The sequence below is a fragment of the Streptomyces sp. M92 genome, from assembly GCF_028473745.1.
Classification (GTDB): Bacteria; Actinomycetota; Actinomycetes; order Streptomycetales; family Streptomycetaceae; genus Streptomyces.
Genome location: NZ_CP101137.1, coordinates 7,365,296 through 7,390,628 on the forward strand (window position 1 = coordinate 7,365,296; position 25,333 = coordinate 7,390,628).

Annotated in this window: 17 protein-coding genes and 1 pseudogene; 5 read left to right on the forward strand and 13 right to left on the reverse strand. The window is 73.4% G+C overall.

Going from position 1 to position 25,333, the window contains the following annotated elements:
• Positions 1–127 precede the first annotated feature (127 nt).
• The 6 genes from M6G08_RS33965 to M6G08_RS33990 form a co-directional block, all read right to left on the reverse strand.
• A complete protein-coding gene (locus M6G08_RS33965; RefSeq protein WP_272590963.1) occupies positions 128–1,423 on the reverse strand; it encodes a cytochrome P450 family protein in 1,296 nt (431 codons plus the stop codon).
• Complete coding sequence (locus M6G08_RS33970) at positions 1,420–2,406, reverse strand: nucleoside triphosphate pyrophosphohydrolase (protein ID WP_272590964.1); 987 nt, start codon at positions 2,404–2,406, stop codon at positions 1,420–1,422. The genes M6G08_RS33965 and M6G08_RS33970 overlap by 4 nt, the downstream gene beginning before the upstream one ends.
• A gap of 118 nt (positions 2,407–2,524) precedes the next feature.
• The gene (locus tag M6G08_RS33975; protein WP_272590965.1) at positions 2,525–3,172 is read right to left on the reverse strand and encodes a SurA N-terminal domain-containing protein; all 648 of its coding nucleotides are present in this window, start codon (positions 3,170–3,172) and stop codon (positions 2,525–2,527) included.
• A gap of 145 nt (positions 3,173–3,317) precedes the next feature.
• Positions 3,318–4,808 carry a serine/threonine protein kinase PkaE gene (pkaE, locus tag M6G08_RS33980; RefSeq protein ID WP_272591508.1) on the reverse strand — a complete coding sequence of 497 codons (1,491 nt, stop codon included), beginning with the start codon at positions 4,806–4,808 and terminating at the stop codon, positions 3,318–3,320.
• A 38-nt stretch (positions 4,809–4,846) separates the two neighbouring features.
• The gene (locus tag M6G08_RS33985; protein WP_272590966.1) at positions 4,847–5,581 is read right to left on the reverse strand and encodes a hypothetical protein; all 735 of its coding nucleotides are present in this window, start codon (positions 5,579–5,581) and stop codon (positions 4,847–4,849) included.
• Between the two features lie 132 nt (positions 5,582–5,713).
• Positions 5,714–7,984 (reverse strand): N-6 DNA methylase, encoded by a 2,271-nt coding sequence (locus tag M6G08_RS33990; protein ID WP_272590967.1) that lies wholly within the window; start codon positions 7,982–7,984, stop codon positions 5,714–5,716.
• Between the two features lie 189 nt (positions 7,985–8,173).
• Here M6G08_RS33990 and M6G08_RS33995 point away from each other — a divergent pair, with 189 nt between their 5' ends.
• Both M6G08_RS33995 and M6G08_RS34000 read left to right on the forward strand, forming a co-directional pair.
• Positions 8,174–8,656: a hypothetical protein gene (locus M6G08_RS33995; RefSeq protein WP_272590968.1), complete on the forward strand. Its 483-nt coding sequence runs from the start codon at positions 8,174–8,176 to the stop codon at positions 8,654–8,656.
• 98 nt (positions 8,657–8,754) lie between these two features.
• Positions 8,755–9,660: a hypothetical protein gene (locus M6G08_RS34000; RefSeq protein WP_272590969.1), complete on the forward strand. Its 906-nt coding sequence runs from the start codon at positions 8,755–8,757 to the stop codon at positions 9,658–9,660.
• A 39-nt stretch (positions 9,661–9,699) separates the two neighbouring features.
• Here M6G08_RS34000 and M6G08_RS34005 read toward each other — a convergent pair whose 3' ends face one another.
• Positions 9,700–10,443: a GNAT family N-acetyltransferase gene (locus M6G08_RS34005; protein ID WP_272590970.1), complete on the reverse strand. Its 744-nt coding sequence runs from the start codon at positions 10,441–10,443 to the stop codon at positions 9,700–9,702.
• A gap of 86 nt (positions 10,444–10,529) precedes the next feature.
• Positions 10,530–11,300, reverse strand: coding sequence for an HNH endonuclease family protein (locus M6G08_RS34010; RefSeq protein WP_272590971.1), 771 nt, complete (start codon positions 11,298–11,300; stop codon positions 10,530–10,532).
• A gap of 134 nt (positions 11,301–11,434) precedes the next feature.
• Here M6G08_RS34010 and M6G08_RS34015 point away from each other — a divergent pair, with 134 nt between their 5' ends.
• Positions 11,435–11,635, forward strand: coding sequence for an antitoxin (locus M6G08_RS34015; RefSeq protein ID WP_272590972.1), 201 nt, complete (start codon positions 11,435–11,437; stop codon positions 11,633–11,635).
• Positions 11,636–11,729: 94 nt separating this feature from the next.
• On the opposite strand, the gene mfd is transcribed toward M6G08_RS34015, so the two are convergent.
• The 3 genes from mfd to M6G08_RS34030 all read right to left on the reverse strand — a co-directional run bounded on the left by mfd (position 11,730) and on the right by M6G08_RS34030 (position 19,020).
• Entirely contained in the window at positions 11,730–15,263 is a 3,534-nt protein-coding gene (mfd, locus tag M6G08_RS34020) for a transcription-repair coupling factor (RefSeq protein WP_272590973.1), read from the reverse strand.
• A 404-nt stretch (positions 15,264–15,667) separates the two neighbouring features.
• The gene (locus M6G08_RS34025; RefSeq protein WP_272590974.1) at positions 15,668–18,235 is read right to left on the reverse strand and encodes an ABC transporter permease; all 2,568 of its coding nucleotides are present in this window, start codon (positions 18,233–18,235) and stop codon (positions 15,668–15,670) included.
• Positions 18,232–19,020 carry an ABC transporter ATP-binding protein gene (locus tag M6G08_RS34030; RefSeq protein ID WP_073729257.1) on the reverse strand — a complete coding sequence of 263 codons (789 nt, stop codon included), beginning with the start codon at positions 19,018–19,020 and terminating at the stop codon, positions 18,232–18,234. Before M6G08_RS34030 ends, M6G08_RS34025 begins: the two co-directional genes overlap by 4 nt.
• Before the next feature lie 500 nt (positions 19,021–19,520).
• Here M6G08_RS34030 and M6G08_RS34035 point away from each other — a divergent pair, with 500 nt between their 5' ends.
• Together M6G08_RS34035 and M6G08_RS34040 are read left to right on the forward strand one after the other, a co-directional pair.
• Positions 19,521–21,047: an MFS transporter gene (locus M6G08_RS34035; protein WP_272590975.1), complete on the forward strand. Its 1,527-nt coding sequence runs from the start codon at positions 19,521–19,523 to the stop codon at positions 21,045–21,047.
• Positions 21,048–21,287: 240 nt separating this feature from the next.
• Positions 21,288–21,568 (forward strand): annotated as a pseudogene (locus M6G08_RS34040) (cation acetate symporter); the annotation flags it as partial.
• A 22-nt stretch (positions 21,569–21,590) separates the two neighbouring features.
• Here M6G08_RS34040 and M6G08_RS34045 read toward each other — a convergent pair.
• Positions 21,591–22,481 (reverse strand): cellulose-binding protein, encoded by an 891-nt coding sequence (locus M6G08_RS34045; protein ID WP_272590976.1) that lies wholly within the window; start codon positions 22,479–22,481, stop codon positions 21,591–21,593.
• Between the two features lie 180 nt (positions 22,482–22,661).
• Positions 22,662–25,328 (reverse strand): SUKH-4 family immunity protein, encoded by a 2,667-nt coding sequence (locus M6G08_RS34050; RefSeq protein ID WP_272590977.1) that lies wholly within the window; start codon positions 25,326–25,328, stop codon positions 22,662–22,664.
• Positions 25,329–25,333 lie beyond the last annotated feature (5 nt).

A 25,333-nucleotide genomic window follows, 5' to 3' on the forward strand; every position in this document is an offset into this window, starting at 1 on the left:
AGCGGGGACCGCGCGGCGGTAACGCTCAGGCCACGCTGATCCGTGAACGTATAGGCAGATGATCGCTTGTCACAAGTTCATGCCGCGCAGATCACGTGAAGATCACAAAGTTGAGCGCGTGTCACTTTTACTTCGGGGGCGCACCATGACCCGCCGATGCCGCGACGGGTGTGAAGGACACGGGCAGGGTGCGCAGGCCTCGCATGATGAGACCGCCGCGCCAGCGCAGTTCACCGGGCTCCGCGGCGAGCCGGAGGTCCGGGAGGCGGGTGAGGAGCGTGGCGAGCGCGGTCTGTCCCTCCAGCCGGGCGAGCGGGGCCCCGAGGCAGTAGTGGATGCCGTGTCCGTACCCCAGGTGCTGGCTGTCCCGGCGGGCGAGGTCGAGGGTGTCCGGGTCCGTGAAGCGCTCCGGGTCCCGGTCGGCGGCGGCCAGGACGACGAGGACGGGGTCGCCGGGCGCGATGTCCTGCCCGCCGAGGGTGAGCGGCCGGGTGGCGAAGCGCCAGGTGGCCATCTCCACCGGGCCGTCGTAGCGCAGGAGTTCCTCGACGCCGGTCTCCAGCAGGCCCCGCTCGCCGGCGGCGAGGGACGCCTGCAGGCGGTCCCGCTGCTCGGGGTGGGTGAGCAGGGCGTACGTACCGTTGCCGATCAGGTTGACGGTGGTCTCGAAGCCGGCGAAGAGAAGGATGAAGGCCATCGCCGCGGCCTCGTTCTCGGTGAGGTGCTCGCCGTGGTCGGAGGCGCGGATGAGGCCGGAGATCAGGTCCTCGCCGGGGCCGGGCTCGGGCGGCAGCGCGGCCCGCTTGCGGTGGATGAGGTCGGCCAGATAGCCCCGCATCTTCTTCACCGACCGCGCGACCCCGCCCCGGGGGCCTCCCCCGTGACGGATCATCATGCCCGCCCAGTCCCGGAAGTCGTCCTGGTCCTCGCGGGGGACGCCGAGCAGGTCGCAGATGGCGTAGATGGGCAGCGGGAAGGCGAACTCGTGGATCAGGTCGGCGCTCCCGGTCCGCGCGAACCGGTCGATGAGGTCGTCCGCCAGCTCCTGCACCCGCGGCGCGAACTCCGCGACCCGGCGGGGTGTGAACGCCTTGCTGACCAGCCGGCGCAGCCGGGTGTGGTCCGGCGGGTCGATGTTCAGCAGGTGGGTCATCAGCTCGGCCTTCCGCTCCCCCGGAATGCCGGTCTTGCCCTTGGCGTGCGCGGGCTCGTCGTGGTGGGCCGGGTTCTTGGACAGCCGCGGGTCGGCGAGCGCCTGCCTGGCGTCCGCGTACCGGGTGACCAGCCAGGCCTCCACTCCGCTGGGCAGCCGGGTGCGGTGCACCGGGGCGTGCTCGCGCAGCCAGGCGTAGGCGGGGTAGGGGTCGGCGGCGAACTCCCAGGTGAACAGCTCGGGGGCCGGGGCGGGCGCGGGGCCGGTCATGCCTCCACCTCCCTGATCGCGTCCCGGTAGGCGCGGGCGGCCGCTCTCAGGGCCGCCTCGGGGTCCGTGCCCTCGGACTCGGCGCGGGCGGCGAGGGCGAGCAGTTCGTAGCCGATGCCCTCGCCGGAGGGCAGGGGGACCGGGAGGCCCGCGGTGCGGACCCGGGAGGCGAGCTTGGCGGCGAGGGCCAGGCCGGGCTGGCCGAGGGGGACGCCGTCGGTGACCGAGGCGCGCTGCTTCTCGTCCGCCTTGGTGCGCAGCCAGTGCTCCCTGACCTCCTCGGGGGTGGTCGCCGTGGCGTCGCCGAAGACGTGCGGGTGGCGGTGGACGAGTTTGTCGACGATGGTCGCGGCCACGTCGTCGACGGAGAACGGCGCGTCGAGGTCCTCCTCGGCGATGCGGGCGTGGAAGACGACCTGGAGGAGCACGTCGCCCAGTTCCTCGCGGAGCTCGTCGCGGTCGCCGTCCTCGATCGCCTCGACCAGTTCGTACGCCTCCTCGATCGCGTACTTGGCCAGGCCCTTGTGGGTGCGCTGCGAGGACCACGGGCACTCGACGCGGATGCGGTCCATGACCTGGACGAGGTCGAGCAGGCGGGCGCCGGGGAGGTCGTAGGAGGCCGGGAGCAGTTCCAGATCCGGCATGGAGAGGCGGCCGGAGCCCGCGAGGCGGGCCAGCCCGTCGGTGAGGGCGGGCTCGCCCTCACCGGTGGCGACGACGACCACGGTGTGCCCGCCGGCGCAGGCGGTGACCAGCTCCTCGGCGGCCGGGGCGGCCTCGTCGACCCGTATGCCGGCCTCGCGCAGATACGGCAGCTGCGGGTGGGCACCGTCGGCGCACAGGACGCGGTCGGCGGTGCGCAGGGCCTGCCAGGCGGGCCAGGACAGCAGGCCGGGGGCGACGCGGTGGCTGGTGGTGAGCAGGACGATGCGGCCGGGGTCGGGAGCGGTGCCGGGAGTGGTGTCGGCGCTGGTTGCGTTCACCTTCAGAACGTAACGCACGAGGCCGACCGCCCCCCGAGTTGTCCACAGGGGGCCGGGCCGGCCTTTCCACAGGGGTCGCGGGTGGCGCCCCGCGGGTGTCCGGCGTTCCGGAGGACCGTTACGCCGTCTGCTGGGTCTGTGCCGTCGTGATCTCCCGGACCCACGGGGTCTCGGTGTCGACGCGGCTGCTCTTGTGGACGTCCCAGTCGCCGTAGCGCGGGTTCAGGTCGATGTCGAGCTGGTCGGAGGCCTTCGCCAGGGCCTGCCAGAACTCGGGTCGGCTGGTGTCGGTGCCGAGGCTCTCGGCGAGCTTCTGGGCCTCCAGCTGGACGCGGAGGTTGTCGTCCAGGCGGTCGGGGGCCACGCCGTACTGCTGCAGCCAGAGCGTCTCGAGCTGCTCGGGGCCGCCGGCCTGCTCCTGAAGGCCCCCGCGCAGCTCCTGGACCTCCTTGCGGCTGACGGTCACGCCCGCGTTCTCGGCGGCCCGGTGCAGCACCCGGTCGAGGACCATGCCGTGCAGGGTGTCGCGGGTGAGGCTGCCGGTCCTGGCGAGGACCTGCTGGTACTGGGCGTCGTCGGGGACGGCGGCCCGCTGTGCGTCGCGCACCTCGTCGACCCGGTTCTCCAGCTGGGCGACGGTGATCCGCTGGTCGCCGACCACGGCGGCGGCTCCCGGGTGCGCGTCGTTGCCGCACGCGGTGAGCAGGGGCGCCGCGGCGGCGATCGCGGCGGTGAACAGGAGCGCGGTGCGACGGCGGCGGTGCAAGGGAACCTCCCGAGGAGATTGTGCGACGGTGCACAAAGTCTTGCGATGATCGATGGTAGGCAGTGGTACGGCTCTGGCCAACCCATTCGACCAACGATTCACCGGGACTTCGGGCACCGCCGCGCCCCGGCCGGGGTGGCGGCCGTCAGCCGCGTACCTGGCCGAGCCACTGCAGGGTGCGCCGGATCTCCGCCGCGAGCGGGTGGCCGGGGCCGTGCAGGCGCTCCACGTCGTGCAGCAGCCGGGCCAGCGTCTCGTGGGCGGCGGTGCGGTCGCCGAGGGCGAGGAGCAGGTGGCCGATGCGACGGCGGACGTCGTGGGCGAGGTCGGGGTCGCCGGCGACGTACTGGTTCTCGTAGTACGGCAGCAGCACCCGGTACTCGGCGAGGGCGGCGGCCGGTTCGCCGAGCTGTTCCAGGCACTGGGCGGCGTCGTAGCGGTGGCGCAGGGACTGTGGGTCGGCCTGGCCGGCCTCGGCGGCGCGCTCGTCGGCGAGGCGGCGCAGCTCGGGCAGGGCGCGCCGGTACTGGCCGTCGTCCATGAGGGTGGCCGCGTACTGCTTGCGCAGGGTGCGTACGACCGGGGAACGCTCGCCGTGCTGTTCGGCGGCGGCGGGCAGGATCGCGCCGAGGATGTCGACGGCCTGGGTGATGCGGCCCTCGCCGAGGAGGCGTTTGACGTCGTCCACGGCGCGGGCGACGTCCGGCTTGCCGGCCTCGGCGGCCGGCGGGGCGGGGGCGGGCTGGGGCGCGGGGGTGCGGGCGCGGTCGGGCCAGGGGGCGTGCGGGCGTACGAAGGGGCGGGTGGGGTCGAGGGGGCCGCCGGTGGGCACGCCGCGCGCGGGCAGTAGCGCCGCCAGGTGCTCGTAGACCTCCTGCGCGGAGGCGGGGCGGTGCTGCGGGTCCTTGGCGAGCAGGCGCAGGACCAGGATCTCGAGTGCCTCGGGGACCTCGGGGCGGACGCGGCGCACGGGCAGCGGCGGCTCGTACAGGTGCCGGTGGAGCACGCCGAGCGCCGTCGAGCCGGCGAACGGGACGTCGCCGCTGAGGAGTTCGTGCAGCAGGACGCCGAGTGCGTACAGGTCGGTGTACGGGCCGACGGCGCCGCCCATGGCCTGCTCGGGCGCCATGTAGGCGGGCGAGCCGATGGGGGTGCCGGTGTGGGTGAGGCGGGTGGTGTCGGCGTCCATGACGGAGGCGACGCCGAGGTCGAGGACGGTGACGGTGCCGTCCTGCTTCACCATCACGTTGCGCGGCTTGAGGTCGCGGTGGACGATCGGCACGGCGTGCACGGCGCTCAGTACGGCGCACAGCTGCGCGGCCACGGCGACCGCCCACTGCCAGGGGTAGGGGTCGTTCTCGGCGAGGTGGTCGGAGAGGTCGGCGCCGTCGACGTACTGCATCACGAGGAACAGCTCCTCGCCCTCGCTGCCCGCGTCGTGCACGGTGACCAGGCCGGGGTGGTCGACCTGTGCGGTCACCCGGCACTCGCGCACGAACCGGCGGCGCAGTTCGTCGGCCTCCTGGCCGGCCACCTTGTCGGGACGCAGCAGTTTCACCGCCACGCGCCGGTCGAGGCGCCCGTCGTAGGCCGTCCAGACCTGTCCCATGCCGCCCTGCCCGATGAGCGTGGCCAGTTCGTACCGGCCGGCGATGACGCGTCCCGCCGCCACGGTCACCTTCCGCCCTCGGGTCCGCGACCGCCGTGGCCGTCGCCCGTGCCGTCGTGCTGGCGCAGGTAGTCGCTGAGCTCGTCGAGCTCGGCGCGGACCTGGTCGATGCGGGCGGGGGCGGGGTGCTGGGGAGGCGGCGTGGGGGCGGGCGGCTGGGGAACGGGAGTGCGGGCCACCGCCGGTCCGGGCACGGGCGGCTGCGGCGGGGGCGGCTGAGGTACGGGTGTCTGGATCCCGGGGGGAGCGTGCCGCGGGTCCGGGCGCAGCGGGGACTGCGACGGGTGGGCGGGCGGGTACGGGCCGACGGCGGGCTGCGTCTGGGCGTAGTGCGGACCGGGAGCTGGGTACGGCTGGTGCCCGGGGTACGACTGGTGCCCGGGGTACGGCTGGTGGCCGTGGAACTGCGGCCGCGCGGCGTGCAGGCGTATGTCGGCCACGAGGAAGTGCGCACTGGCCGCCGCTCCGATGAGCAGCAGGGCGGCCATCGCGACGTCCCCCCGGCCGTCGGTCTCCGGCAGGGAGCCGACCACTGCGAGACAGCTGACGGACACCGGAAGGCTCAGCCAGGCCAGCGTCCAGTCCAGCCGGCTTCCGCGCAGCACGGCGATCCGGAACAGTGGGACGCAGGAGAGCAGACCGCAGGTGAGGAAGCCGGCGGCGGCGAACAGCACGCGCAGGGTGATGACGTTGGTCGTGCCGCGCGCGGGCGGCGGCCCGGCGGCGCCGTTGCCATACATGACTGCTCCTGGACCATGATGCCGTGCCGGACGGACGAACGGGTCGTCCGGCGTGAAAGTCCGAGCGTATAGGCCCGGGCCGACAGTGGTCCCCGGATGTACCGAACCGTTGTCGTACCGATCACCACCAGGTCAGGGCCCGGGTGTCACCGACCCGTCCGTCAGCCCGTCGTACATTCCCCGCACGAGCTGCTCGCCGAGGCGGCCGGCGAGCCTGAGCGCGCGCTCGAACTCGTCGAGGGAGCGGAACCGTTCGCCGTAGCGCAGCTGGGCGTCGAGCGGGAGCCGGGGCAGCTGGAGGCGACGGACGTCGAGGCGGGTGGCGGTGGAGGCGTAGCTGCTGGCCTGGCGGTTGTTGGCGGTGCCGCGCAGGAACCCGGCGAGGAACCACGGGTCCAGCGCGGCGGGGTCGGGGCGCAGGAGGACCAGGTTGCGGCCCAGGGCGGCGCCGGCGGTGGCGGCGTCGACCACGCGGGCGACGGAGCCGCCGCCGAGGACCGGTACGACGACGTCGCCGCGTTCGGTCAGCACGGGTTCCTCGTCGCTCTCCGGAAGGGTGCCCGAGGGGATGGTGCCGGCCAGTACGTCGTGGTCGGTGAGGACGGGCACGCGCGCGTGCCCGCCGTTGGTGCCGGTGCGCAGCAGCAGGGCGCCGCCGCGGGCGAGTTCGCCAACGGTGGTGAGCGGCCAGCGGGGCGCGGGCGGCGCGGTGCCGGGCGGCGCGGTGCCGGGCTGCGGGGTGTCGGCGGGCGCGGGGGTGAGGTCGGCGGCCAGGCGCAGGGTGTCGGCGAGGCGTTCGCGTACGTCCGTGAGCCGTCCGGGACCGTCGGCGGCGGGGGGCGGCAGACGGCGGGCGGGGGCCAGGTCGACGTCGTCGTCGAGGAGTTCGATGACGGGCAGGGACCGGGCCAGGCCGGGCCGTTCGTCGAGGCGGCCGGTACGGTCGAAGTCCCGCCAGGCGTCGAGGGCGGCGTCCCTGACGGCCCGCCAGTCCGGTCCGCGCCCCTCGCCGGTGAACTGGCCGACGTCGGCGAGCAGCACCTCGGGCTGCGCGGGCGCCTTTCCGGGGCGGCGCAGCACCCACAGGTGGAGCGGGATGCTGTACGGCGGTGCGGCGCCGGCCGGCAGGGCGATCACGGCCCGCAGCGCGCCCCGGCGCAACAGGTCGGCGCGGATGCGGCGGCCGGAGCGGCGGGAGGCGGCGGCGGGCGGCATGAGCAGGACGGCGGTGCCGTCGTCGCGCAGTCGGGCGAGGGCGTGCTGCACCCAGGCCAGCTCGGACTCGGTGCGGGCCGGGAAGCCGTACTCCCAGCGGGCGTCGTAGGCGAGTTCGTCGTGTCCCCAGTTGCGCTCGTTGAACGGCGGGTGGCACAGGACGGCGTCGGCGCGCAGGTCGGGGAAGGCGTCCGCGCGCAGGGTGTCGCCGGCGGCGGCACGGACGGTGGCCCGGGTGTGCAGGGCGAGCCGGAGCGCGGTGAGGGCGGCGAGGTCGGGGGCGCCGTCCTGGGCGTGGAGGCACCGGCCGTCCTGCTCGGGGCGGGGAGCGGGGCCGTCGGGTGCGGCGGCGCGCAGGAGGGCGCCGGTGCCGCAGGCGGGGTCGAGGACGGTCCGGGCGGGGCCGGCGAGGTCGGCCATGAGGCCGGCCAGTTCGGCGGGGGTGAGCGTGTACTGGCGGGGGTTGGCGTCGAGGTGCCGGCCGAGCAGGAACTCGAAGGCCTGCCGGGCGCCGAGCCCGGCGGCGAGTTCGGCGGTGCCGCGCAGGAGGGGGGCGGAGGCGAGGGCGGCGGGGCCGGTGAGGTTCTGCAGGGCGGGGGTGTTGACGGCATGCCCGGTGTGTTCCGTGTGAACGGCGGGGGTCGCACGGTCGCCGGTCGGTGCGTTCACAGTGGTCGCTGTGGGAACGGCGGGCGTGGCGGGCGCGGCGGGCGCGGCTGACGTACCGGCCGGTGCTCCGGCGGGGGAGGTCGCGGTCGTCCGCCTCCCGGGGCCGCGGCGTCCCGGGCGCACCGCTCCGAAGCGCGGGGTCAGCACCTGGTCCAGCGCCTCGGGGAGCATCGCGGCGAGCCGTTCGTCGGAGCCGGCGCTCACCTCCAGCCAGAGGGTGGGGCGGTCGTGGATGAGCAGCAGGACGCAGCCGGCGTGGGTGAGTGCGGTGACCGGCCCTTCCGGGTGGCCGACGACCTGCTGCCAGACCCGCTCCCGCAGGGGGACCTCGGCGAGTTTGCCGTGGGCGCGCAGCCAGCCCTCCACCTCGGCGAGGGCGAAGGAGGGGCTGGTCTCGGTGCCGCCGGCCGGTTTGGGGAAGTCGGCGTGGCGGCGGCGCCAGTTGCTCACGGCGGCCCGGCCGACGCCGGCGAGTCGCGCGATTCCGGCGGCGGTCACTTCAGTCGCGTTGTCCTGCACCGGCGCGGCTCCCCTCGTCACATGTGTGCCGCCGAGCATACCGAGGCATCCAGCCGACCCGATTCACGGCGTGCACTCCCATGTCCGTGTGTACATGGTTGACTCGGTTCACGACCTCTGGTCTTATTGACCACGGCAACGGGCAACCGCCATCAGGTGGCGGTTGCCGCACCGGGAGGGGACACAGCCATGGGCATGAAGACCAAGATCACGCTGGGCGCCGTCGTGGGGATCGTCGTCATCGGGGCGGTCTCGGCGAACTCCGGCGACGGGAGCGGCGAGGGCAAGAGCGACAACCGGGCCTCCGCCGGCGCCGAGGAGAAGCCCGGCGGCACGAAGGGCGACGGCGCGTCCGGCGCGAAGCCGGCCGAGGACAAGGCCACCGAGAAGGCGTCCCAGGCCGACCAGTTCAAGGCGTTCGTGAACAAGAACGGAACGCCGTCCGAGAAGGAGGCCGTCGCCCACGTCACCAAGGTGCAGGGCGCGGAGGAGCAGAACGACATCCTCGACGCCGCCGACGTCTACACCGACTTCACCGGCGGCATCATGGGCGAGGGCATGGGCCCGGCCAAGCTCATCGCCTCCGCGTTCGCCGACTGGAAGCAGAGCGAGAACGGCCTCGTGACCGTCTACGATGCCGACGGCGAGCTGCTCGGCAACGGCAACTTCTGAGACCCGGACCGCGCCCGCCGCACTGTTTCACGGTTCACAGCACGACATTCACCAGTTCATCCTTCACCGCTCGCTGGGATTCCTGGGGGGACTCCGCCATGCGCCGGCCCGCACGCCGCACCACGTTCACCGCTCTCTTCCTCGCCGCGGTGGCCACCGCGAGCCTGACCGGATGCCAGTCCGGCCAGGACGACTCCGGGAGAGCCGGTGGCTCCGACGGAACCGGAGCCACTGCGTCCGCCTCCGGCCCCGCTTCCGGGCGGAAGGCGGACGCGGACCCGGACAAGGGCACGGGCCCGGAGAAGTCGCCGTCCGCCCCGGCCTCCGCGTCGGCGGGGCCGTTCGCCGGCCTGAGCGCCGACGAGATCTCCGACCGCGCCCTCGAGGCCACCACCGGAGCCCGCTCGCTGCGCGTGACGGGCGACGTTCCGGACGAGGAGAGCGGCGGCACGCTACGGATCGACCTCGCCCTGGACCGCAAGGGCGAGTGCGCCGGCACGATGAGCATGGACGGCCAGGGCGAAGCCGAGCTCATCAAGACCGGCGACGCGGTCTACATGAAGTACGACGAGCGGTTCCTGCGGGCGCAGAGCAAGGGCGAGCCGCAGGCGGACACGGAGGCCCTCGTGTCGCTGCTGGCCGGGCGGTGGACCAAGATGTCCGCCACCGGTCCGGACGCGAAGGACATGACGAGCTTCTGCGACCTGGACACGATGCTGGACGACACGGACGGCGACGCCGACGACAGCGATCCGGTGCTGACCCGCGGCGAGGCCACCACCGTCGACGGCACGCCCGTGCTCGTCCTGTGGGAGACGGACGGCGCGGACCGCAGCAAGCTCTACATCGCCTCCGAGGGCAAGCCCTACCTGGTGCGCTTCGAGAGCAAGTCCGAGAACGACGCCGGCACCCTCACCTTCAGCGACTACGACGAGCCGGTGCCCGCCGACGTCCCCACCGGGGACGTCATCGACCTGGAGGCGATGAACGGGCGCGACGCCTGAACGACGTACGGCACCCGCCGCGGACTCCCGGCCCGGAGGTCACAGCGGGTGCCGCATCCACACGTTGGGCTCCACGTACACCGCGTAGCCGCGCTCCGGTTCGCAGCGCACCGGCACCAGGGCGCCGGGGACCTCGACGTCCCCGGCGGTGTCGAAGGGCAGGCCCGTCCAGTCCCGCCACTGTTGCAGTGAGCCGGAGACGGTCATGGAGGCCGGGGCCACGGAGTCGACGACGGCGCCGGCCCGCGCGTGGACGCGCAGCCAGGGGTCGTGGGGCAGGCCGTCCGGGCGCAGGCGGCGGGCGTACTCCTCGATGGGCGCGCGGGGTTCGAGGTGCTTGGCGCTGGGCCGGACGGGGGCGACGACCTCGCGGAAGCCGCGGGTGCGGGCGTTGTCGCGCATCGCGGCGAGCATCCTGCCGGACAGACCGCGTCCCTGCGCGTGCGGGGCGACGGTGACGGAGACGGCGCCGACGGTGTCGGGGCACACCCCGCGGCGCAGGTCGCCGAAGGCCCAGACGAGCACCTCGGCCCAGCCGCGGGCGGGCAGCGCGCCGCGCCCCTCGGTGTGCAGGGCGAACGGCACGCTGTGTCCGTGGGCGACGACCTCGCCGTACTCGTCCTCGGCGAACTGCACGTACTGAGGCAACTCGACGGCGATGCGCGGATAGTGGGCGTTGCCCGAGAGGTCCTCGACGGCGAACGCGGGCCAGCTGTCGGCCATCTCCCGGAGCCGGTCCAGCATCTCCGGGCGCTCGGCGAGGCTCGAAACCCTCAGCTCCATGTCTTCGGCTCCATGCCGCCACCGTAGCCAGCGGGACACGCGGCCGGACAGCGGTTTTCACCGGGCGACGGCCACCGTCGGCCCGGTCAGCCGCCGCACTGGCGGGACATCATCCGCTTGTCCGGTGCCGTGACCGCCAACTCGTACTTGGCGGCGACCTGCGCGAAGCGGACCGCGTAGGCGCAGCGGACGGACTTGTCGGGCGGCAGCCAGGAGGCCGGTCCGGAATCGCTCTTGGCGGAGTTGGCCCGGCCCTGCACCGGGATGAGGTTGAGCGGGTCGTTCGCCAGTTGCTCGCGCTTGCTCTCGGACCACCGCGAGGAACCCATCTGCCAGCTGTACGACAGCGGCACGACGTGGTCGATCTGGACCTCGCTCGCCTCCTGCTTGCGCCACTCGATGGTGGTGCCGGTGTACGGGTCGTCAAGCGTCATGGCGACGACCACGCAGTCCGACCCGGAACGGAAGCGCAGGTCCTGCCCGTCGCGCCGGAGCAGGTCGTTGCGGGTGTCGCAGCCGTTGCGGGCGTACGGTACGCCGTCGGCCGTGTCCATCCAGGCGTAGCCGAACTCGTCGCGGTCGTACCCCGTCCTGGGCCCGCGTCCCTTGGTCTTGAGGCCGTCGATGAGCTCGCGGGCGGTGGCCCGGTCGGTGTCGCCCGTGACGGGGGCCAGGCCGGGTCCGGTGCCGTCCGGGTTGCGCAGCGGGCTGACGGCCCGGCCCGCGGCCGGTGCCCCGGCGTTCTCCTCCGACGGCGTGGGCCCACCACCGTCGACGCCCTCGCACCCGGTGACCAGCGCCAGTGCCAGGGCCGCGCCCGCGGCCCAGCCGTTACGGATCCTGCTCTGCCGCCCCATGCGCGCCCCTCCCCTTGCCGTTCCGGGTTCCACGGTAGCCAGGGAGAGGTTCAGACCATAGGGGGCCTTGTTGGGCGTACGGAACAAATCTGTCGTACGGTCGACAGTGAGTCACGTCTCGGAAGGAGCTCTGCATGGGCATCCTCGACAAGATGAAGAGCATGGCCGGCAAGGACAAGGACCGGTCCAGGAAGATCTCCGACGCCGCCGAACGCCAGGTCAACCAGCGGACCGGCGGCAAGTACGAGAAGCACGTCGACACCGCGCAGCAGCAGGCCGAGGACAGGCTCGGCTTCGGGCGTGAGGGTGGAGGCAACCGGCCGGATCAGCGGTAACCCGCTCCCCCGACACAGCGGAGCCGTCCACGGGATCTGTTCCCGTGGACGGCTTTCCTCTGCGACTGCCCTGCGACTGCCGGCCTGTCCGGGGTCAGGACCCCAGGATCGAGGTCAGGAACTCCCCGACCCAGCCGAGCAGTTCACGCCCGACCAGCGGCTTGCCGCCCACCTTCGCGGTCTTCGGACGCGGCACGAGGACCTGGTGGGTACCCGCCTTGATCACGGAACCGGGGTAGAGCCGCTTGAGCCGCAGCTCCTGGGACTCGCGCAACTCCACCGGCGCGAAGCGGATGTTGTTGCCCTGAAGCACGATCTCGCCGACGGCGCACGCCCGCGCGAGCATCCGCAGCCCCGCTACCAGCAGCAGGTTCTCCACCGGCTCCGGCAGCTTGCCGTACCGGTCGACCAGTTCCTCGCGTACGGCCTTGACGTCCTCCTCGCTGCCCGCGGAGGCGATGGACCGGTACGCCTGGAGCCGCAGCCGCTCGCCGGGGGCGTAGTCGTGCGGGACGTGGGCGTCGACGGGCAGCTCGATCTTGACCTCGAGCGGCGGCTCCTCCTCGACCCCGCCCTCCAGGGAGGCCCGGTAGTCGGCGACGGCCTCGCCGACCATCCGCACGTACAGGTCGAAGCCGACGCCCGCGATGTGACCGGACTGCTCGCCGCCCAGCAGGTTCCCGGCGCCGCGGATCTCCAGGTCCTTCATCGCCACGTACATGCCCGCGCCCATCTCGGTGTGCTGGGCGATGGTGGCCAGGCGCTCGTGCGCCGTCTCCGTCAGCGGCTTCTCCGGCGGGTAGAGGAAGTAGGCGTAGCCGCGCTCCCGTCCCCGGCCGACGCGGCCGCGCAGCTGGTGCAGCTGGCTGAGGCCGAAGTTGTCGCCGCGCTCGACGATGAGGGTGTTGGCGTTGGAGATGTCGATGCCGGACTCGACGATGGTCGTGGAGACCAGCACGTCGAACTTCTTCTCCCAGAAGTCGACGACGACCTGTTCCAGGGCCTGCTCCGACATCTGGCCGTGCGCGGTCGCGATCCGCGCCTCGGGCACGATCTCGCGGAGCTTGGCCGCCGCGCGGTCGATGGACTCGACGCGGTTGTGGATGTAGAAGACCTGTCCTTCGCGCAGCAGCTCGCGGCGGATCGCGGCGCCGATCTGCTTGTGCTCGTAGGGGCCGACGAAGGTCAGCACCGGGTGCCGCTCCTCCGGCGGGGTGGTGATCGTCGACATCTCGCGGATGCCGGTGACCGCCATCTCCAGGGTGCGCGGGATCGGAGTGGCGGACATGGTCAAGACGTCGACGTTGGCGCGCAGCTTCTTCAGCTGCTCCTTGTGCTCGACGCCGAAGCGCTGCTCCTCGTCGACGATGACCAGGCCCAGGTCCTTGAACTTGGTCTCCGAGGAGAACAGGCGGTGGGTGCCGATGACGATGTCCACCGAGCCCTCCCGCAGCCCCTCCAGGGTCGCCTTCGCCTCGGTGTCGCTCTGGAAGCGGGACAGTGCCTTCACGCTCACCGGGAACTGGGCGTAGCGCTCGCTGAACGTCCCGAAGTGCTGCTGCACCAGCAGCGTCGTGGGGACCAGCACGGCGACCTGCTTGCCGTCCTGGACGGCCTTGAAGGCGGCGCGGACCGCGATCTCCGTCTTGCCGTAGCCGACGTCGCCGCAGATCAGGCGGTCCATGGGGACCGTCTTCTCCATGTCCTCCTTGACCTCGGCGATGGTGGTGAGCTGGTCCGGCGTCTCCGCGTACGGGAAGGCGTCCTCCAGCTCGCGCTGCCACGGCGTGTCCGTGCCGAACGCGTGGCCGGGCGCCGCCATCCGGGCGCTGTAGAGCTTGATCAGGTCGGCGGCGATCTCCTTGACCGCCTTCTTGGCTCGGGCCTTGGTCTTGGTCCAGTCCGCGCCGCCCAGGCGGTGCAGGGTGGGTGCCTCACCGCCGACGTACTTGGTGATCTGCTCCAGCTGGTCGGTGGGGATGTAGAGGCGGTCGCCGGGCTGGCCGCGCTTGGCGGGGGCGTACTCCACGACCAGGTACTCGCGGGTGGCGCCCTGCACGGTGCGCTGCACCATCTCGATGTAGCGGCCCACGCCGTGCTGCTCGTGGACGATGTGGTCGCCCGCCTCCAGGGTGAGCGGGTCGATGGTCTTGCGGCGCCGGGCGGGCATCCGGGCGCCCTCACGGCCGGCGGCCTTCTGCCCGGTCAGGTCGGTCTCGGTGAGGACGGCGAGCTTGAGGGCCCGGTCGACGAAGCCGTGGTCGATCGAGCCACAGGAGACGTGGACGACGGAGGGGCTGAGGGTGCCCAGGTCGCTGTCGAGGCGGGCCGCGATGCCCTCGCCGCCGAGGACCTCGACGGTGCGGGCGGCCGGTCCGTGGCCCTCGGTGAGGTAGACCGCGCGCCAGCCGTCGGCGAGCCAGCCCTTGGTGTCGGCCAGCGCCCTGGCGGTGTCGCCGCGGTAGGTCTCGGGGGCGTGCATGCCGAGCTTGAGGGTGTCGGCCTCCTCGAGCGCGTCGTCGGCGGCGAAGGGGGAGACCGACCACCACATCATGTCCAGCTCGCGGGCGCGGTCGCGGACGTCCGCGATGGACCACAGGGAGGCCGCGTCCACGTCGATCGGCGCCTCGCCGCCGCCCGCGGTCGCCGCCCAGGACGCCTGGAGGAACTCCTGCGACGTGGCGACCAGGTCGGCGGCGCGGGTGCGGACCCGCTCCGGGTCGCAGACCACCGCCATCGCGCCCTTGGGCAGCACGTCCAGCAGCAGCTCCATGTCGTCCACGAGGACGGGGGCCAAGGACTCCATGCCCTCGACCGCGATGCCCTCGGCGATCTTGCCGAGCAGTTCGCCCAGCTCCGGGTGGTCCTCGGCCAGGGCGGCGGCCCGCTCGCGGACGTCCTCGGTGAGCAGCAGCTCGCGGCAGGGCGGGGCCCACAGGCCGTGGTCGGCGACCTCCAGGGAGCGCTGGTCGGCGACCTTGAAGTAGCGGATCTCCTCGACGTCGTCGCCCCAGAACTCGACGCGGAGGGGGTGCTCCTCGGTCGGCGGGAAGACGTCCAGGATGCCGCCGCGCACGGCGAACTCGCCGCGCTTCTCCACCAGCTCCACGCGCGCGTACGCGGCGGCGGCCAGGGCCTCGACGACCTCGTTCAGGTCGGCGGTGGAGCCGGTGCGCAGGGCGACCGGCTCCAGGTCGCCGAGGCCCTTGACCTGCGGCTGGAGCACGGAGCGCACGGGCGCGACGACGACGGAGACCGGGCCGGTCTCGGGGTCGTCGGGGCGGGGGTGCGCCAGGCGGCGCAGTACGGCGAGGCGGCGGCCGACGGTGTCGCTGCGGGGGCTGAGCCGCTCGTGCGGCAGCGTCTCCCAGGAGGGGTACTCCACGACGCCCTCGGGCGGCAGCAGGGAGCGCAGGGCGGCGGCCAGGTCCTCCGCCTCGCGTCCCGTCGCGGTCACCGCCAGCACGGGGCGGCCCGTCTCGCGGGCCAGCGCGGCGACCGAGAAGGCGCGGGCGGCGGGCGGGCCGACCAGGTCGACGTGCATGCGGTTGCCGTCTGCGGCCGCCGTGATCGCTTCCGCGAGGGCGGTGTCCTTGACGACGGCGTCGAGCAGACCGTGCAGGCTCATGGAGGGGGCGCTTCCGTCCTGGGTGCTGGGGTGGACAACACGAGTAGCCCGGCGGGGTGAGGGCCGGGGGTGTCCAGCGTACGACGCTGCGGTCGCGGGCGCCGGGGGCTGTGGACGACGCGGGGTGCGGAGTGTGGATGACGCCGGGTGCGGGGGCAGCCGGCGTCACGGCGGCCCTGCCAGGGGGCTACGCCCCCGTGGCCCCCGGTCCTGTGCCCACTCACCGCCCGACTCGGTCGGCTGAAAGGTGAACGCCCGGGGTGACGGACGGCTCGGCGGCGAGAGGCGGGGCACCGCGTGCCACCGGCCGCCGTCACAAAAGGCCCGGCGCCGGATGCGGTGAGGCATCCGGCGCCGGGCCCTTCCCCCGCAGCCCCCGTGTGCGGTGGCCGGCGGGTCGGGTGCTACTCCGTCGCGATCGCGTTCAGGACGTTCATGCGGCCGGCGCGGAAGGCCGGGACCAGGGCCGCGAACAGGCCCACGAAGGCGGAGCCGATGAAGACGCCGATGATCGTCGGCCAGGGGATGTCGAGGACGTTCAGTCCCTCCAGGGCGAGCAGCTTCTGTGCCGTGGCGCCCCAGCCCATGCCCAGCCCCAGGCCCAGCAGGGCTCCGAAGAGGGCTATGACGACGGACTCCATGCGGATCATCCGGCGCAGCTGGCGGCGGGAGAGGCCGATCGCCCGCATCAGGCCGATCTCGCGGGTCCGCTCGACCACCGACAGCGCCAGCGTGTTCACCACACCGAGGACCGCGACGATGATCGCCAGGGCGAGCAGGCCGTAGACCATGTTCAGCAGCTGGCCGATCTGGTCCTTCAGCTCCTGCTTGTAGTCGGTCTGGTCGGCCACCTGGTACTGCGGGTAGGCGTCCAGGGACTTCTTCAGCGCCGCGTAGGCCTGGTCCGCCTGACCGTCCTCGGCCTTGGCGAACATGATCGTGTTCGGCGGGATGTTCTCGGCCGGCAGGTACTTCCGCATCGTCTCGATGCTGATGTACCGCGCGCCCTGGTCGATGGCGACGTCGTCGCTCGTGATCGCGGCGACCTTGAGCTTCGCGGTCTCGCCGCCCTCGAAGGCGACGGAGATCGTGTCGCCGACGTGCACGCCGTGCTTCTTGGCGTAGTCCGAGCCGACCGACATGGCGTCGGGGCCGTAGGCGGCGGAGAGCTCGCCCTCGGTCGTCGCGCGGCGCACGTCCTGGGCGTAGGTCGGGTCGGCGGCCGTGACTCCGTCGTCGTCGGTCTTGCCGTCGGGCGAGGTCAGCGTGGCGTCGAGCATCTTGTAGCGGGTGACGTGCTCCAGGCCCGGCGTGTCCTGCATCGCCTTCTCGGCCTGCGGCACGATCCGCTGGTTGCCCTGGACTATGAAGTCCGCGCCGACCGTCTTGTCCAGCTCGCTGGTGGCCGAGGCGACCATGGAGGAGCCGACGACGGACAGGCACGCCACCAGCGCGAGGCCGATCATCAGGGCGGCACCGGTGGCGCCGGTGCGGCGCGGGTTGCGCAGGGCGTTGCGCTCGGCCAGCCGTCCCACCGGGCCGAAGGCCCGCAGCAGCACCGCGCTGATCGCCCGCACCACGAGGCCGGCGAGCAGCGGGCCGATGACGACGAAGCCGATGAGGGACAGCACGATGCCCGCGCCGAGCATCATCGAGCCCTCGCTGGCCTTGTCGGCCGCGGCGGCCGTGAACAGGGCCGCGGCGCCGGCACCGGTGAGGACCAGGCCGATCAGGCCGCGTATCCAGCCGGCCTTGCCGTCGGCCGGGGTTCCGGCGTCGCGCAGGGCGGCCATCGGGGAGATCTTGCCGGCGCGGCGGGCGGGCAGGTAGGCGGCCAGGACCGTGACCACGATGCCGAGGACCAGGCCGACCACCGGGGTCGTCGTCTTGATGGTCAGGTCGTCGGTGGAGAGGTTCATGCCCGCCGCCGACATCAGCTTCATCAGGCCGACGGCGATGCCGACACCGGCGGCGACGCCGAGGACCGAGCCGACGATGCCGAGCAGGAGCGCCTCGACGAGCACGGAGCGGTTGACCTGGCGACGGGAGGAGCCGATGGCCCGCATCAGACCGATCTCACGGGTGCGCTGGGCGACCAGCATGGAGAAGGTGTTGATGATCAGGAAGATGCCGACCAGGAACGCGATCCCGGCGAAGCCGAGCATGGCGTACTTGATGACGTTCATGAACTCGCCGACGTCCGCGCGGCCCTCGTCGGAGGCCTCCTTGGCGGTCTGGACCTTGAAGGCGCCCCCGTCCAGGGCGGCGGAGACGTTCTGCTTGAGCTGGGCGTCGCTGACGCCGGCCGCGGCGGTGACGTTGAACTGGCTGAAGCGGTCCGTGGCGCCGAGGAGCTGACGCTGGGCGGTGGGGGTGTCGAAGTAGACGACCGCGGCACCGGGGTTGGTGACGGTGAAGGAGGCGATGCCGACGATCTTCGCCTTGAAGTCGCCGGTCTGCGCGATGGTGCGCAGCTCGTCGCCGATCTTCAGGTCGTGCTTGTCGGCGGTGTCGGAGTCGACCATCGCCTCGGTCGGGCCGCGCGGCGCGTGTCCCGAGGTGATCTCCATGGACCGCAGGTCGTTCTTGGTCCAGTTCCCGGCGAGGGTCGGGGCGCCGTTGGTGGCGCCCACGTTGTCGTTGTCCGCGTTGACCACGGTCACGTTCATCGAGACGACCGCGCCCTCGGCCGACTCGACGCCCTCGGCCGCGCGGATCCTCTCCAGGGTGGAGGCCGGGAGCGACTCGGGCACCCCGTTCTGCGGCGTGTCCTCGGCCTCGGCGTCCTTCGGGGCGACCGTCACGTCCGACGAGGTGACCGCGAACAGCTTGTCGAAGGTGGTGTTCATGGTGTCCGTGAACACCAGGGTGCCGCACACGAACGCCACCGACAGCAGCACCGCCACCGCCGAGAGCGCCATGCGGCCCTTGTGCGCGAGGAAGTTGCGCATCGAGGTCTTCACGACGGTCATGACGTGCGCCCCCGGGCGTCGAAGTCCTTCATGCGGTCGAGGACGGCCTCCGCGGTCGGCCGGTGCATCTCGTCGACGATCCGGCCGTCGGCGAGGTACAGCACCCGGTCCGCGTAGCTTGCGGCCACCGGGTCGTGGGTGACCATCACGATGGTCTGGCCCAGCTCGTCCACCGACCGGCGCAGGAAGCCCAGCACCTCGGCGCCGGCCCGCGAGTCGAGGTTGCCGGTCGGCTCGTCACCGAAGATGATCTCGGGGCGGGCGGCCAGCGCCCGCGCCACGGCGACACGCTGCTGCTGGCCGCCGGAGAGCTGGGTCGGCCGGTGCTTGAGCCGCCCGGCGAGCCCGACGGTCTCCACGACCCGCTCCAGCCACGCCCGGTCGTACTTGCGGCCGGCGATGTCCATGGGCAGCGTGATGTTCTCGATCGCGTTCAGCGTCGGAAGCAGGTTGAAAGCCTGGAAGATGAAACCGATCCGGTCCCGGCGCAGCTGCGTGAGCTTCTTGTCCTTCAGGCCGGTTATCTGGGTCTCGTCGAGGTAGATCTGCCCGCCGGTGACGGTGTCCAGGCCCGCCAGGCAGTGCATCAGCGTCGACTTGCCGGAGCCCGACGGCCCCATGATCGCGGTGAACTGACCGCGGGCGATGTCCACGTCCACGTGGTCCAGGGCGACGACCCGGGTCTCGCCCGCCCCGTACGCCTTCACGACCTGGCGCGCCCGCGCGGCAACGGCCGTACGCCCTCCAGTGCTCCCGTGTGCGGGAATACTTACGGCCGATGTCATGTCAAGTCTCCTATGTCGGTCATCACCTGTGCCGGCGGTGCCGGCGGTGAACGCTGAGCGCCACCGTCGGCGGTGCGGGCTTCACAACGGGTCGTGCGATGGAACGTGTCGCTGCTGCGTTTCGCTGCTACGTCGAAGAGTGTGGCCGGAACCGGGTGCCGAGCGCGCTGAGGTACAGCGCACTCTTCTGCTGGGGAAAACCCCACCCCCACGGGTCCGGTTCGCCGCCCCCCAGCGGCGTAAAGCCAGATTAAGGACTCCGCCGGGCCCCTCTCGTCCTCCGTCGGTACGAACCCTCCCCGACCCGTAGTACGGAGGTACCCCTAGGGGCAGTCCACCCTCCGGCGGAGCCGGACTCAGGGTGGCCTCCGCCTCGGGATCCGCCTCAGGGTCCGCCTCGGGACGCACCGAGCATCCACCCTCCCGCGACGTCGGGGTCAAGTGGGAAGCTGATCCCCGCGGATGGATGCAGGGGGAACACAACCGGAGGGGGCCCACGGGTGGACGACACCAGGTCCGCGGTGGACGAGGCCGCACCCGGCACGGGCCCGGACCGGCGCGGTGCCGTCGTCGCCGCGCTGATGCTCGCGATGGCGCTGTCGGCGCTCGACGCCACCATCGTCTCCACCGCCGTCCCGCAGATCGTCGGCGACCTCGGCGGCTTCTCCCTCTTCTCCTGGCTCTTCTCCGGCTACCTGCTGGCCGTCACCGTCACGCTCCCCGTCTACGGCAAGCTCTCCGACACCTTCGGCCGCAAGCCGGTCCTGGTGGTGGGCGCGGCGCTGTTCCTCCTCGGCTCCCTGCTGTGCGCGCTGGCCTGGAACATGGCCGCCCTCATCGCCTTCCGCGTCCTCCAGGGCCTGGGCGGCGGCGCGCTGCAGGGCACGGTGCAGACCCTCGCCGCCGACCTGTACCCGCTCAAGGAGCGGCCCAGGATCCAGGCCCGGCTGTCCACCGTGTGGGCGGTGTCGGCGGTCGCCGGCCCCGGCCTCGGGGGCGTGCTGGCCACGTACGCCGACTGGCGCTGGATCTTCCTCATCAACCTGCCGATCGGCGCCCTCGCCCTGTGGCTGATCGTCCGTCACCTGCACGAGCCGCCGCGCGACGAGTCCTCACGGGAGGGCGACGGCACGCGCGCGCGGGTCGACTGGGCGGGCGCGCTGGCCGTGTTCGCCTGCGGGGGCGTGCTGCTCACCGCCTTGGTGCAGGGCGGGGTGGCCTGGCCATGGCTGTCGGCACCCTCGCTCGCCCTGTTCACCGCCGGTCTCGTCCTGCTGGCGGCCGTGGTGGTGATCGAGCGCCGCGCGGCGGAGCCGGTCATCCCCGGCTGGGTGTGGCGCCGCCGCACGATCGCCGCGGTGAACCTCGCGCTCGGCGCGCTGGGCGTACTCATGGTGGCGCCGACCGTGTTCCTGCCCACCTACGCCCAGTCGGTGCTGGGCCTGGCGCCCGTGGCGGCCGGTTTCGTCCTGTCCGTGTGGACGCTGAGCTGGCCGGTGTCGGCGGCCCTGAGCCAGCACGTGTACCGCAGGATCGGCTTCCGCGACACGGCGATGCTCGGCATCGGCACCGCCTCCCTGCTCCTGTTCGCCTTCCCCTTCCTCCCCTACCCCGGCGAGGCCTGGCAGCCGACGCTGCTGATGCTGCTGCTCGGCGGCGCGCTCGGCCTGTTCCAGCTGCCGCTCATCGTCGGCGTCCAGTCGACGGTCGGCTGGGCGGAGCGGGGCACGGCGACCGCGTCCGTGCTCTTCTGCCGCCAGACCGGCCAGACCGTCGGCGCGGCGGCCTTCGGCGCGATCGCCAACGGGGTGCTGGCCGCACGGCTCGGCGGGGCGGGCGGGGGCGGCACCGGGGATCTCGACTCCGTGACCCGGGCGCTGGATTCGGGCACCGCCGGGGAGCCCGTACGGCGGGCGATCGCCGACGCCGTGCACGCGGTCTACCTGGGCGCGGCGGGCGCGGCGGCGCTGGCGTTCCTGGTGCTGCTGCTGGTGGCGCCGCGCCGGTTCCCGGTGCTCCAGGATTGAACTCGCGGGCCGCCGGACCCGACAAAGGCGCGGGTCAACGCGGGTAACACCCCGAGGGCGGCGCAGCAGGCGCATACCGACCGATCAGTTCGGCCAAAACGCAGCGCCCCACATGACCGGCGAGTAGCGTGCGTGGCCCCCACCCCCACCTCCCTGCGGTCCGCCCACCGGACCCGAGCCACGCAAGGAGCCCCGGGATGTCCTACGCCCCGTCCCTGTCGTACCCGCACAGTCCGCCACCAGGCCGGGCTGCTCAGCACCCTCATCGGCGGCTCGCTGGCCGTCCTGCTGCTGATGCCAGGCACCAACCTGGTCTCCGGCTCACCCGTCTCGGCGTTCCCCGACGCCGACTTCAACCGGTTTCCGTTCACCACGACGGCCTGGTCTCCATCCCCCTGGGCTTCGCCTGCGGCTGGCTGGGCACCATGCTCTCCGGCCGGCGCGAGGCGGAGGAACAGCGCCGGCACTACGAGGCCGTGGAGGGCTGGATCCTGGCGGGCGCGGTCCGCAGAGGGGAGTGACGGCGACGCCGACGGTACGGCGTCACTCCACCGCCCGGCCCGTCAGCGCACTGAGGTTGCTGCGCACGGACGCCACATGGGCCTGGAGTTCGTCCCACCGCTCCCCGTGCTCGTGCAGCACCCGCTCCGTCTCGCGGGCGATCCGCTCCTGACGGGCCCGGGCCCCGGCTACCGTCTCGGACGCCCGGGCCCGGGCCTCCTCCTGCCACCGCACGGCCGTTTCCTCCGCCTCGGCCAGCTCCGCCCTCGCCTCGGACAGCTCCCGTTCGGCGCGCGCCAAAAGCTCCGCGTGGTGCGCGTCCGCGGCCCGCGACGCCTCCTCCCGCGCACGCTCCTGCGCCGCCGCCCGCTCGGCGTGCTCCCTGTTCTGCTCGGCCAGCATCCCGGTGGTCCGCCTCCGCATCTCGCGCAGCGCGGCCAGCGCCTGCCCCCTGCCTGCCTTCACCTCGCGCCGCGCCGCGATCCGCACCTCGTCGGCCTCCGCCCGCGCCGCCTCCAGCCGCTGCCGGTGCCGCTCGTCGGCCTGCGCGCGTACGTCGTCGGCGTGCGCCTGCGCCGCCTCGCGCACCCCGGCCGCGTACGCCCGCGCGTCGGCCAGCATGCCGTCCGCCTCGGCCCGCGCCCCCTCCCGGACGGCCTCAGCCTCCTCCTGCCCCAGCCGGAACAGGGACCGCGCCCGCTCCCCGAGCACCTCGTAGTCCTGGGCCGGGAGCCGCGCCACCACCTCCCGCAGCCCCTCCAGTTCCGTGCCCATCTCCCGGGCGAGCACGGTGAGCCGGGCGGCCCGCTCCCAGGCCGCGTCCCGCTCCTCGCAGAGGGCCGCGGCCAACTCCTCCACCTGTTCCGGACGGTAGCCGCGCTCGCGCCCGCGTACGGTCACGAAGCCGTGAGGGGACGCCGATGCGCGGGTCATGCTCATCACCCCTGTAGGGAAATCTGCCGCCGTAAATGGACTTAACCGACTTTATGGATCGGATGTAAGCCCTCATAATGCGACACACCGGGCAGCCGTTCGCACGCAAAAGGGTGGGACCCGGTCGCCTCACCGGCCGACCGGGCCCCACCCCTCACGTACGTCAGCTGCGCCGCGACCTCACAGCAGCCCGTCCCACATCTGCTCCAGCAGCACCGACCACCAGCTCTCCGGCGACCCCAGCGCGGCCGGGTCCAGCGCGGCCAACTGCGCCTGGAAGTCCACCGTCCAGCGGCCCGCCTGCTCCTGGTTCAGACCGAACCTGAGCCGCCACATCCGGCCCAGCAGCGCCATACAGCGCGCGAACTCCGGCAGCCCCGTGTTCACGAACTGCGGCGCCACCGCAGCACCGCCCGGCCCCGCCTCCACCGGCACCGCCACGATGGCCGCCGTGCCGTACTGCACACAGACCGCACGCCCGAAGTCACTGCCCACGACCAGGTACGACCCCGCGTCCGGGGCCGGCTGCACCCCGCGCTCCGCCGCCAGCTCCGCCAGCGTCGGCACCGGCCGCCCCGGCTGGGCCTGCGCCCAGAAGAACGGGCCCATGTCCATCGGCAGCCCCGCCGCCACCAGCGTGTGCGCCACCACCGGCGGCACACCCTGCCGGGACACCGCCGCCTGCTCGAACCGGAACACACCCGGCCCGAAGGCCCCGGCCAGCTCCTGCCCGATCGCCTCCGGCGGAACCGGCGGCACCGGCTGCACCTGCGGCAGCGGCGCCCGCACCGGCGCCGGACGGGCCGGCCCGTCGGCCACCTGATGCAGCTCGCCCTGGTGCTCCAACAACTGCTGCATGCCCTGCTGCCGGCTCGCGTGATCCGTGCCGTACGGCGCGATGGAGGTGATCCGCGCCTGCGGCCACTGCTCCCGGATCATCCGCGCGCAGTAGGCACCCGGCAGCTCGCACGACTCCAGCTCCGTGTGCAGCTCCAGCACCTGGTCCGGCGGCACGTTCATGGCCCGCAGCTCATGGAAGATCTGCCACTCCGGGTGCGGCGTACCCGGCGCCGAACGCCGGATCAGCTGCTGCTCGGAACCGTCCTGCGCCCGGTAGCGCAGCACCGCCTGGTAGCCGGGACCGACGGTCGGCATACCGGCGGGCGGCTGCGGATAGCCGTACGCCGGCGGCGCACCCGGCACCGGCCCACCGGGCGGCGGCACCGCGCCGGGCGGCACGGGCTGCGCGGCGCCCGGGGCGCCGGGCACACCCGGAGCACCCGGAGGCGGCGGAGGCGTGCCGGGGCCGCCCACCGGGGGCGCGGCCAGCACGGTCTGCGCATGGTGCACGGCACCACCCGCGCCACCCGAGGAACCACCCGGCACACCGGGAGCCGCGGGAGGCGGCGGCGTACCGCGACCACCCTGCGCACCCGGCACGCCAGGAGCGGCCGGAGGCGGCGGCGTACCAGGACCACCAGCCGCACCCGGAGCGCCCGGAGGACCAGGAGGCGCGGGCGGACCGGGCGGCTGCGGCGCCCCGCCGCCCGTCCGTCCCGGATCGGCCAGCATCGTGGCGGCATGATGCACGCCACCCGGCGGCGTACCCGGAGCACTCGGCGGAGGCGGCGTGCCCGGAGCACTCGGCGGAGGCGGCGTACCCGGCCCACCGGGCGCCCCCTGACCGGCCGGCGGCTGCGGCGCGCTCGGCGGAGGCGGCGTCCCGGGACCACCGCCCGGCCCCTCGGGACCGAGCGACGACACCAACTGCGTCGGCACATACCCACCCGCCGGCGTGGCCGGCCCACCCGGACCACCGGGCGCCGAAGGCGAAGGCGTGGCCCCCGGACGCGCGCCCGGCACACCCGGGGCACTCGGCGGAGGCGGCGTGGTCGAACCACCGCCGCGACGCGGCGGAGGAGTCGCCTTGCTGGTCGCGGCATCCGCGATGTCCCCGGCGTCCGGCGCCGGCGGGCGGGCCTGCGGGGCGGACGCCCCCGGGCCGGCCGGCGGCGCACCCGCCCCCGCGGACGGGGCCGACACGTTCGGGTCGTCGATCGCCGGCGCCAGCGCGGTCGGCGGAAGCTGACTGCCACCCGACATCAGCGCCGTCTTCGCCTCCGGCGTCGCCGAGGGCGGCGGGGTTCCCCCGTCGACATCACTCAGCGGCGGCGCGAACACCGTCTCCGGCAACGGCACGGAACGGTCCTCACCGGCATCGGCGTTGGTGTCCGTCCCCGCCCAGGGCGTCGCCCCGGCAGGCGCACCCGGCACGCCGGAGCCACCGGACGCGCCCTCGTCGGCACCGGAAACACCCGCACCGGCCGCAGGCCATCCCGCACCACTCCCCTGCGCGCCGCCCGAAGCGGCAGGAGCCGCCGAAGCCGCAGCACCCGAACCGGCACCGGCACCGGCACCGGCACTCGAACCAGCACCCGAACCGGCAGTGTCGAGATCCCCCCGCCGATCCGGAATCCCCAGCTTGTCCGCCGCCTCCTGCAACCACTCCGGCGGACTCAACAAGAACGACGTCTGATTCAGATCCACCCGCGCCGCAGGCGCCGGCACCGGCTCCGCCGCCTCCTCGGGACGCCCGTACTCCTCCTCGTACCGGCGGATCACCTCACCCACCGGCAGCGCCGGCCACAGCGTCGCCTCACCACTGTCCCGCGCGATCACCAGCCGCTGAGCGCCCCCGTCCGAACGCGGCCCCTCCGCACGGTCCTCGGCCCACACCACGAACCCCAGGCCGAACTCCCGCACCCGCACCTCACGGTGCTGATACGCCGGCAGCTCGCCGTTGACCCACTCCTCCGCACGCTCCTGCGCCTGCGCGAACGTCACCATCGCCA

Excerpts from the sequence above, each read along its gene's own strand:
- M6G08_RS33965 (WP_272590963.1), bottom strand. The coding sequence starts at position 1,423 with ATGACCGGCCCCGCGCCCGCCCCGGCCCCCGAGCTGTTCACCTGGGAG.
- M6G08_RS33985 (WP_272590966.1), bottom strand. The coding sequence starts at position 5,581 with ATGTATGGCAACGGCGCCGCCGGGCCGCCGCCCGCGCGCGGCACGACC.
- M6G08_RS33995 (WP_272590968.1), top strand. The coding sequence starts at position 8,174 with ATGGGCATGAAGACCAAGATCACGCTGGGCGCCGTCGTGGGGATCGTC.
- M6G08_RS34000 (WP_272590969.1), top strand. The coding sequence starts at position 8,755 with ATGCGCCGGCCCGCACGCCGCACCACGTTCACCGCTCTCTTCCTCGCC.
- M6G08_RS34005 (WP_272590970.1), bottom strand. The coding sequence starts at position 10,443 with ATGGAGCTGAGGGTTTCGAGCCTCGCCGAGCGCCCGGAGATGCTGGAC.
- M6G08_RS34010 (WP_272590971.1), bottom strand. The coding sequence starts at position 11,300 with ATGGGGCGGCAGAGCAGGATCCGTAACGGCTGGGCCGCGGGCGCGGCC.
- M6G08_RS34015 (WP_272590972.1), top strand. The coding sequence starts at position 11,435 with ATGGGCATCCTCGACAAGATGAAGAGCATGGCCGGCAAGGACAAGGAC.
- mfd (WP_272590973.1), bottom strand. The coding sequence starts at position 15,263 with ATGAGCCTGCACGGTCTGCTCGACGCCGTCGTCAAGGACACCGCCCTC.
- M6G08_RS34025 (WP_272590974.1), bottom strand. The coding sequence starts at position 18,235 with ATGACCGTCGTGAAGACCTCGATGCGCAACTTCCTCGCGCACAAGGGC.
- M6G08_RS34030 (WP_073729257.1), bottom strand. The coding sequence starts at position 19,020 with ATGACATCGGCCGTAAGTATTCCCGCACACGGGAGCACTGGAGGGCGT.
- M6G08_RS34045 (WP_272590976.1), bottom strand. The coding sequence starts at position 22,481 with ATGACCCGCGCATCGGCGTCCCCTCACGGCTTCGTGACCGTACGCGGG.
- M6G08_RS34050 (WP_272590977.1), bottom strand. The coding sequence starts at position 25,328 with ATGGTGACGTTCGCGCAGGCGCAGGAGCGTGCGGAGGAGTGGGTCAAC.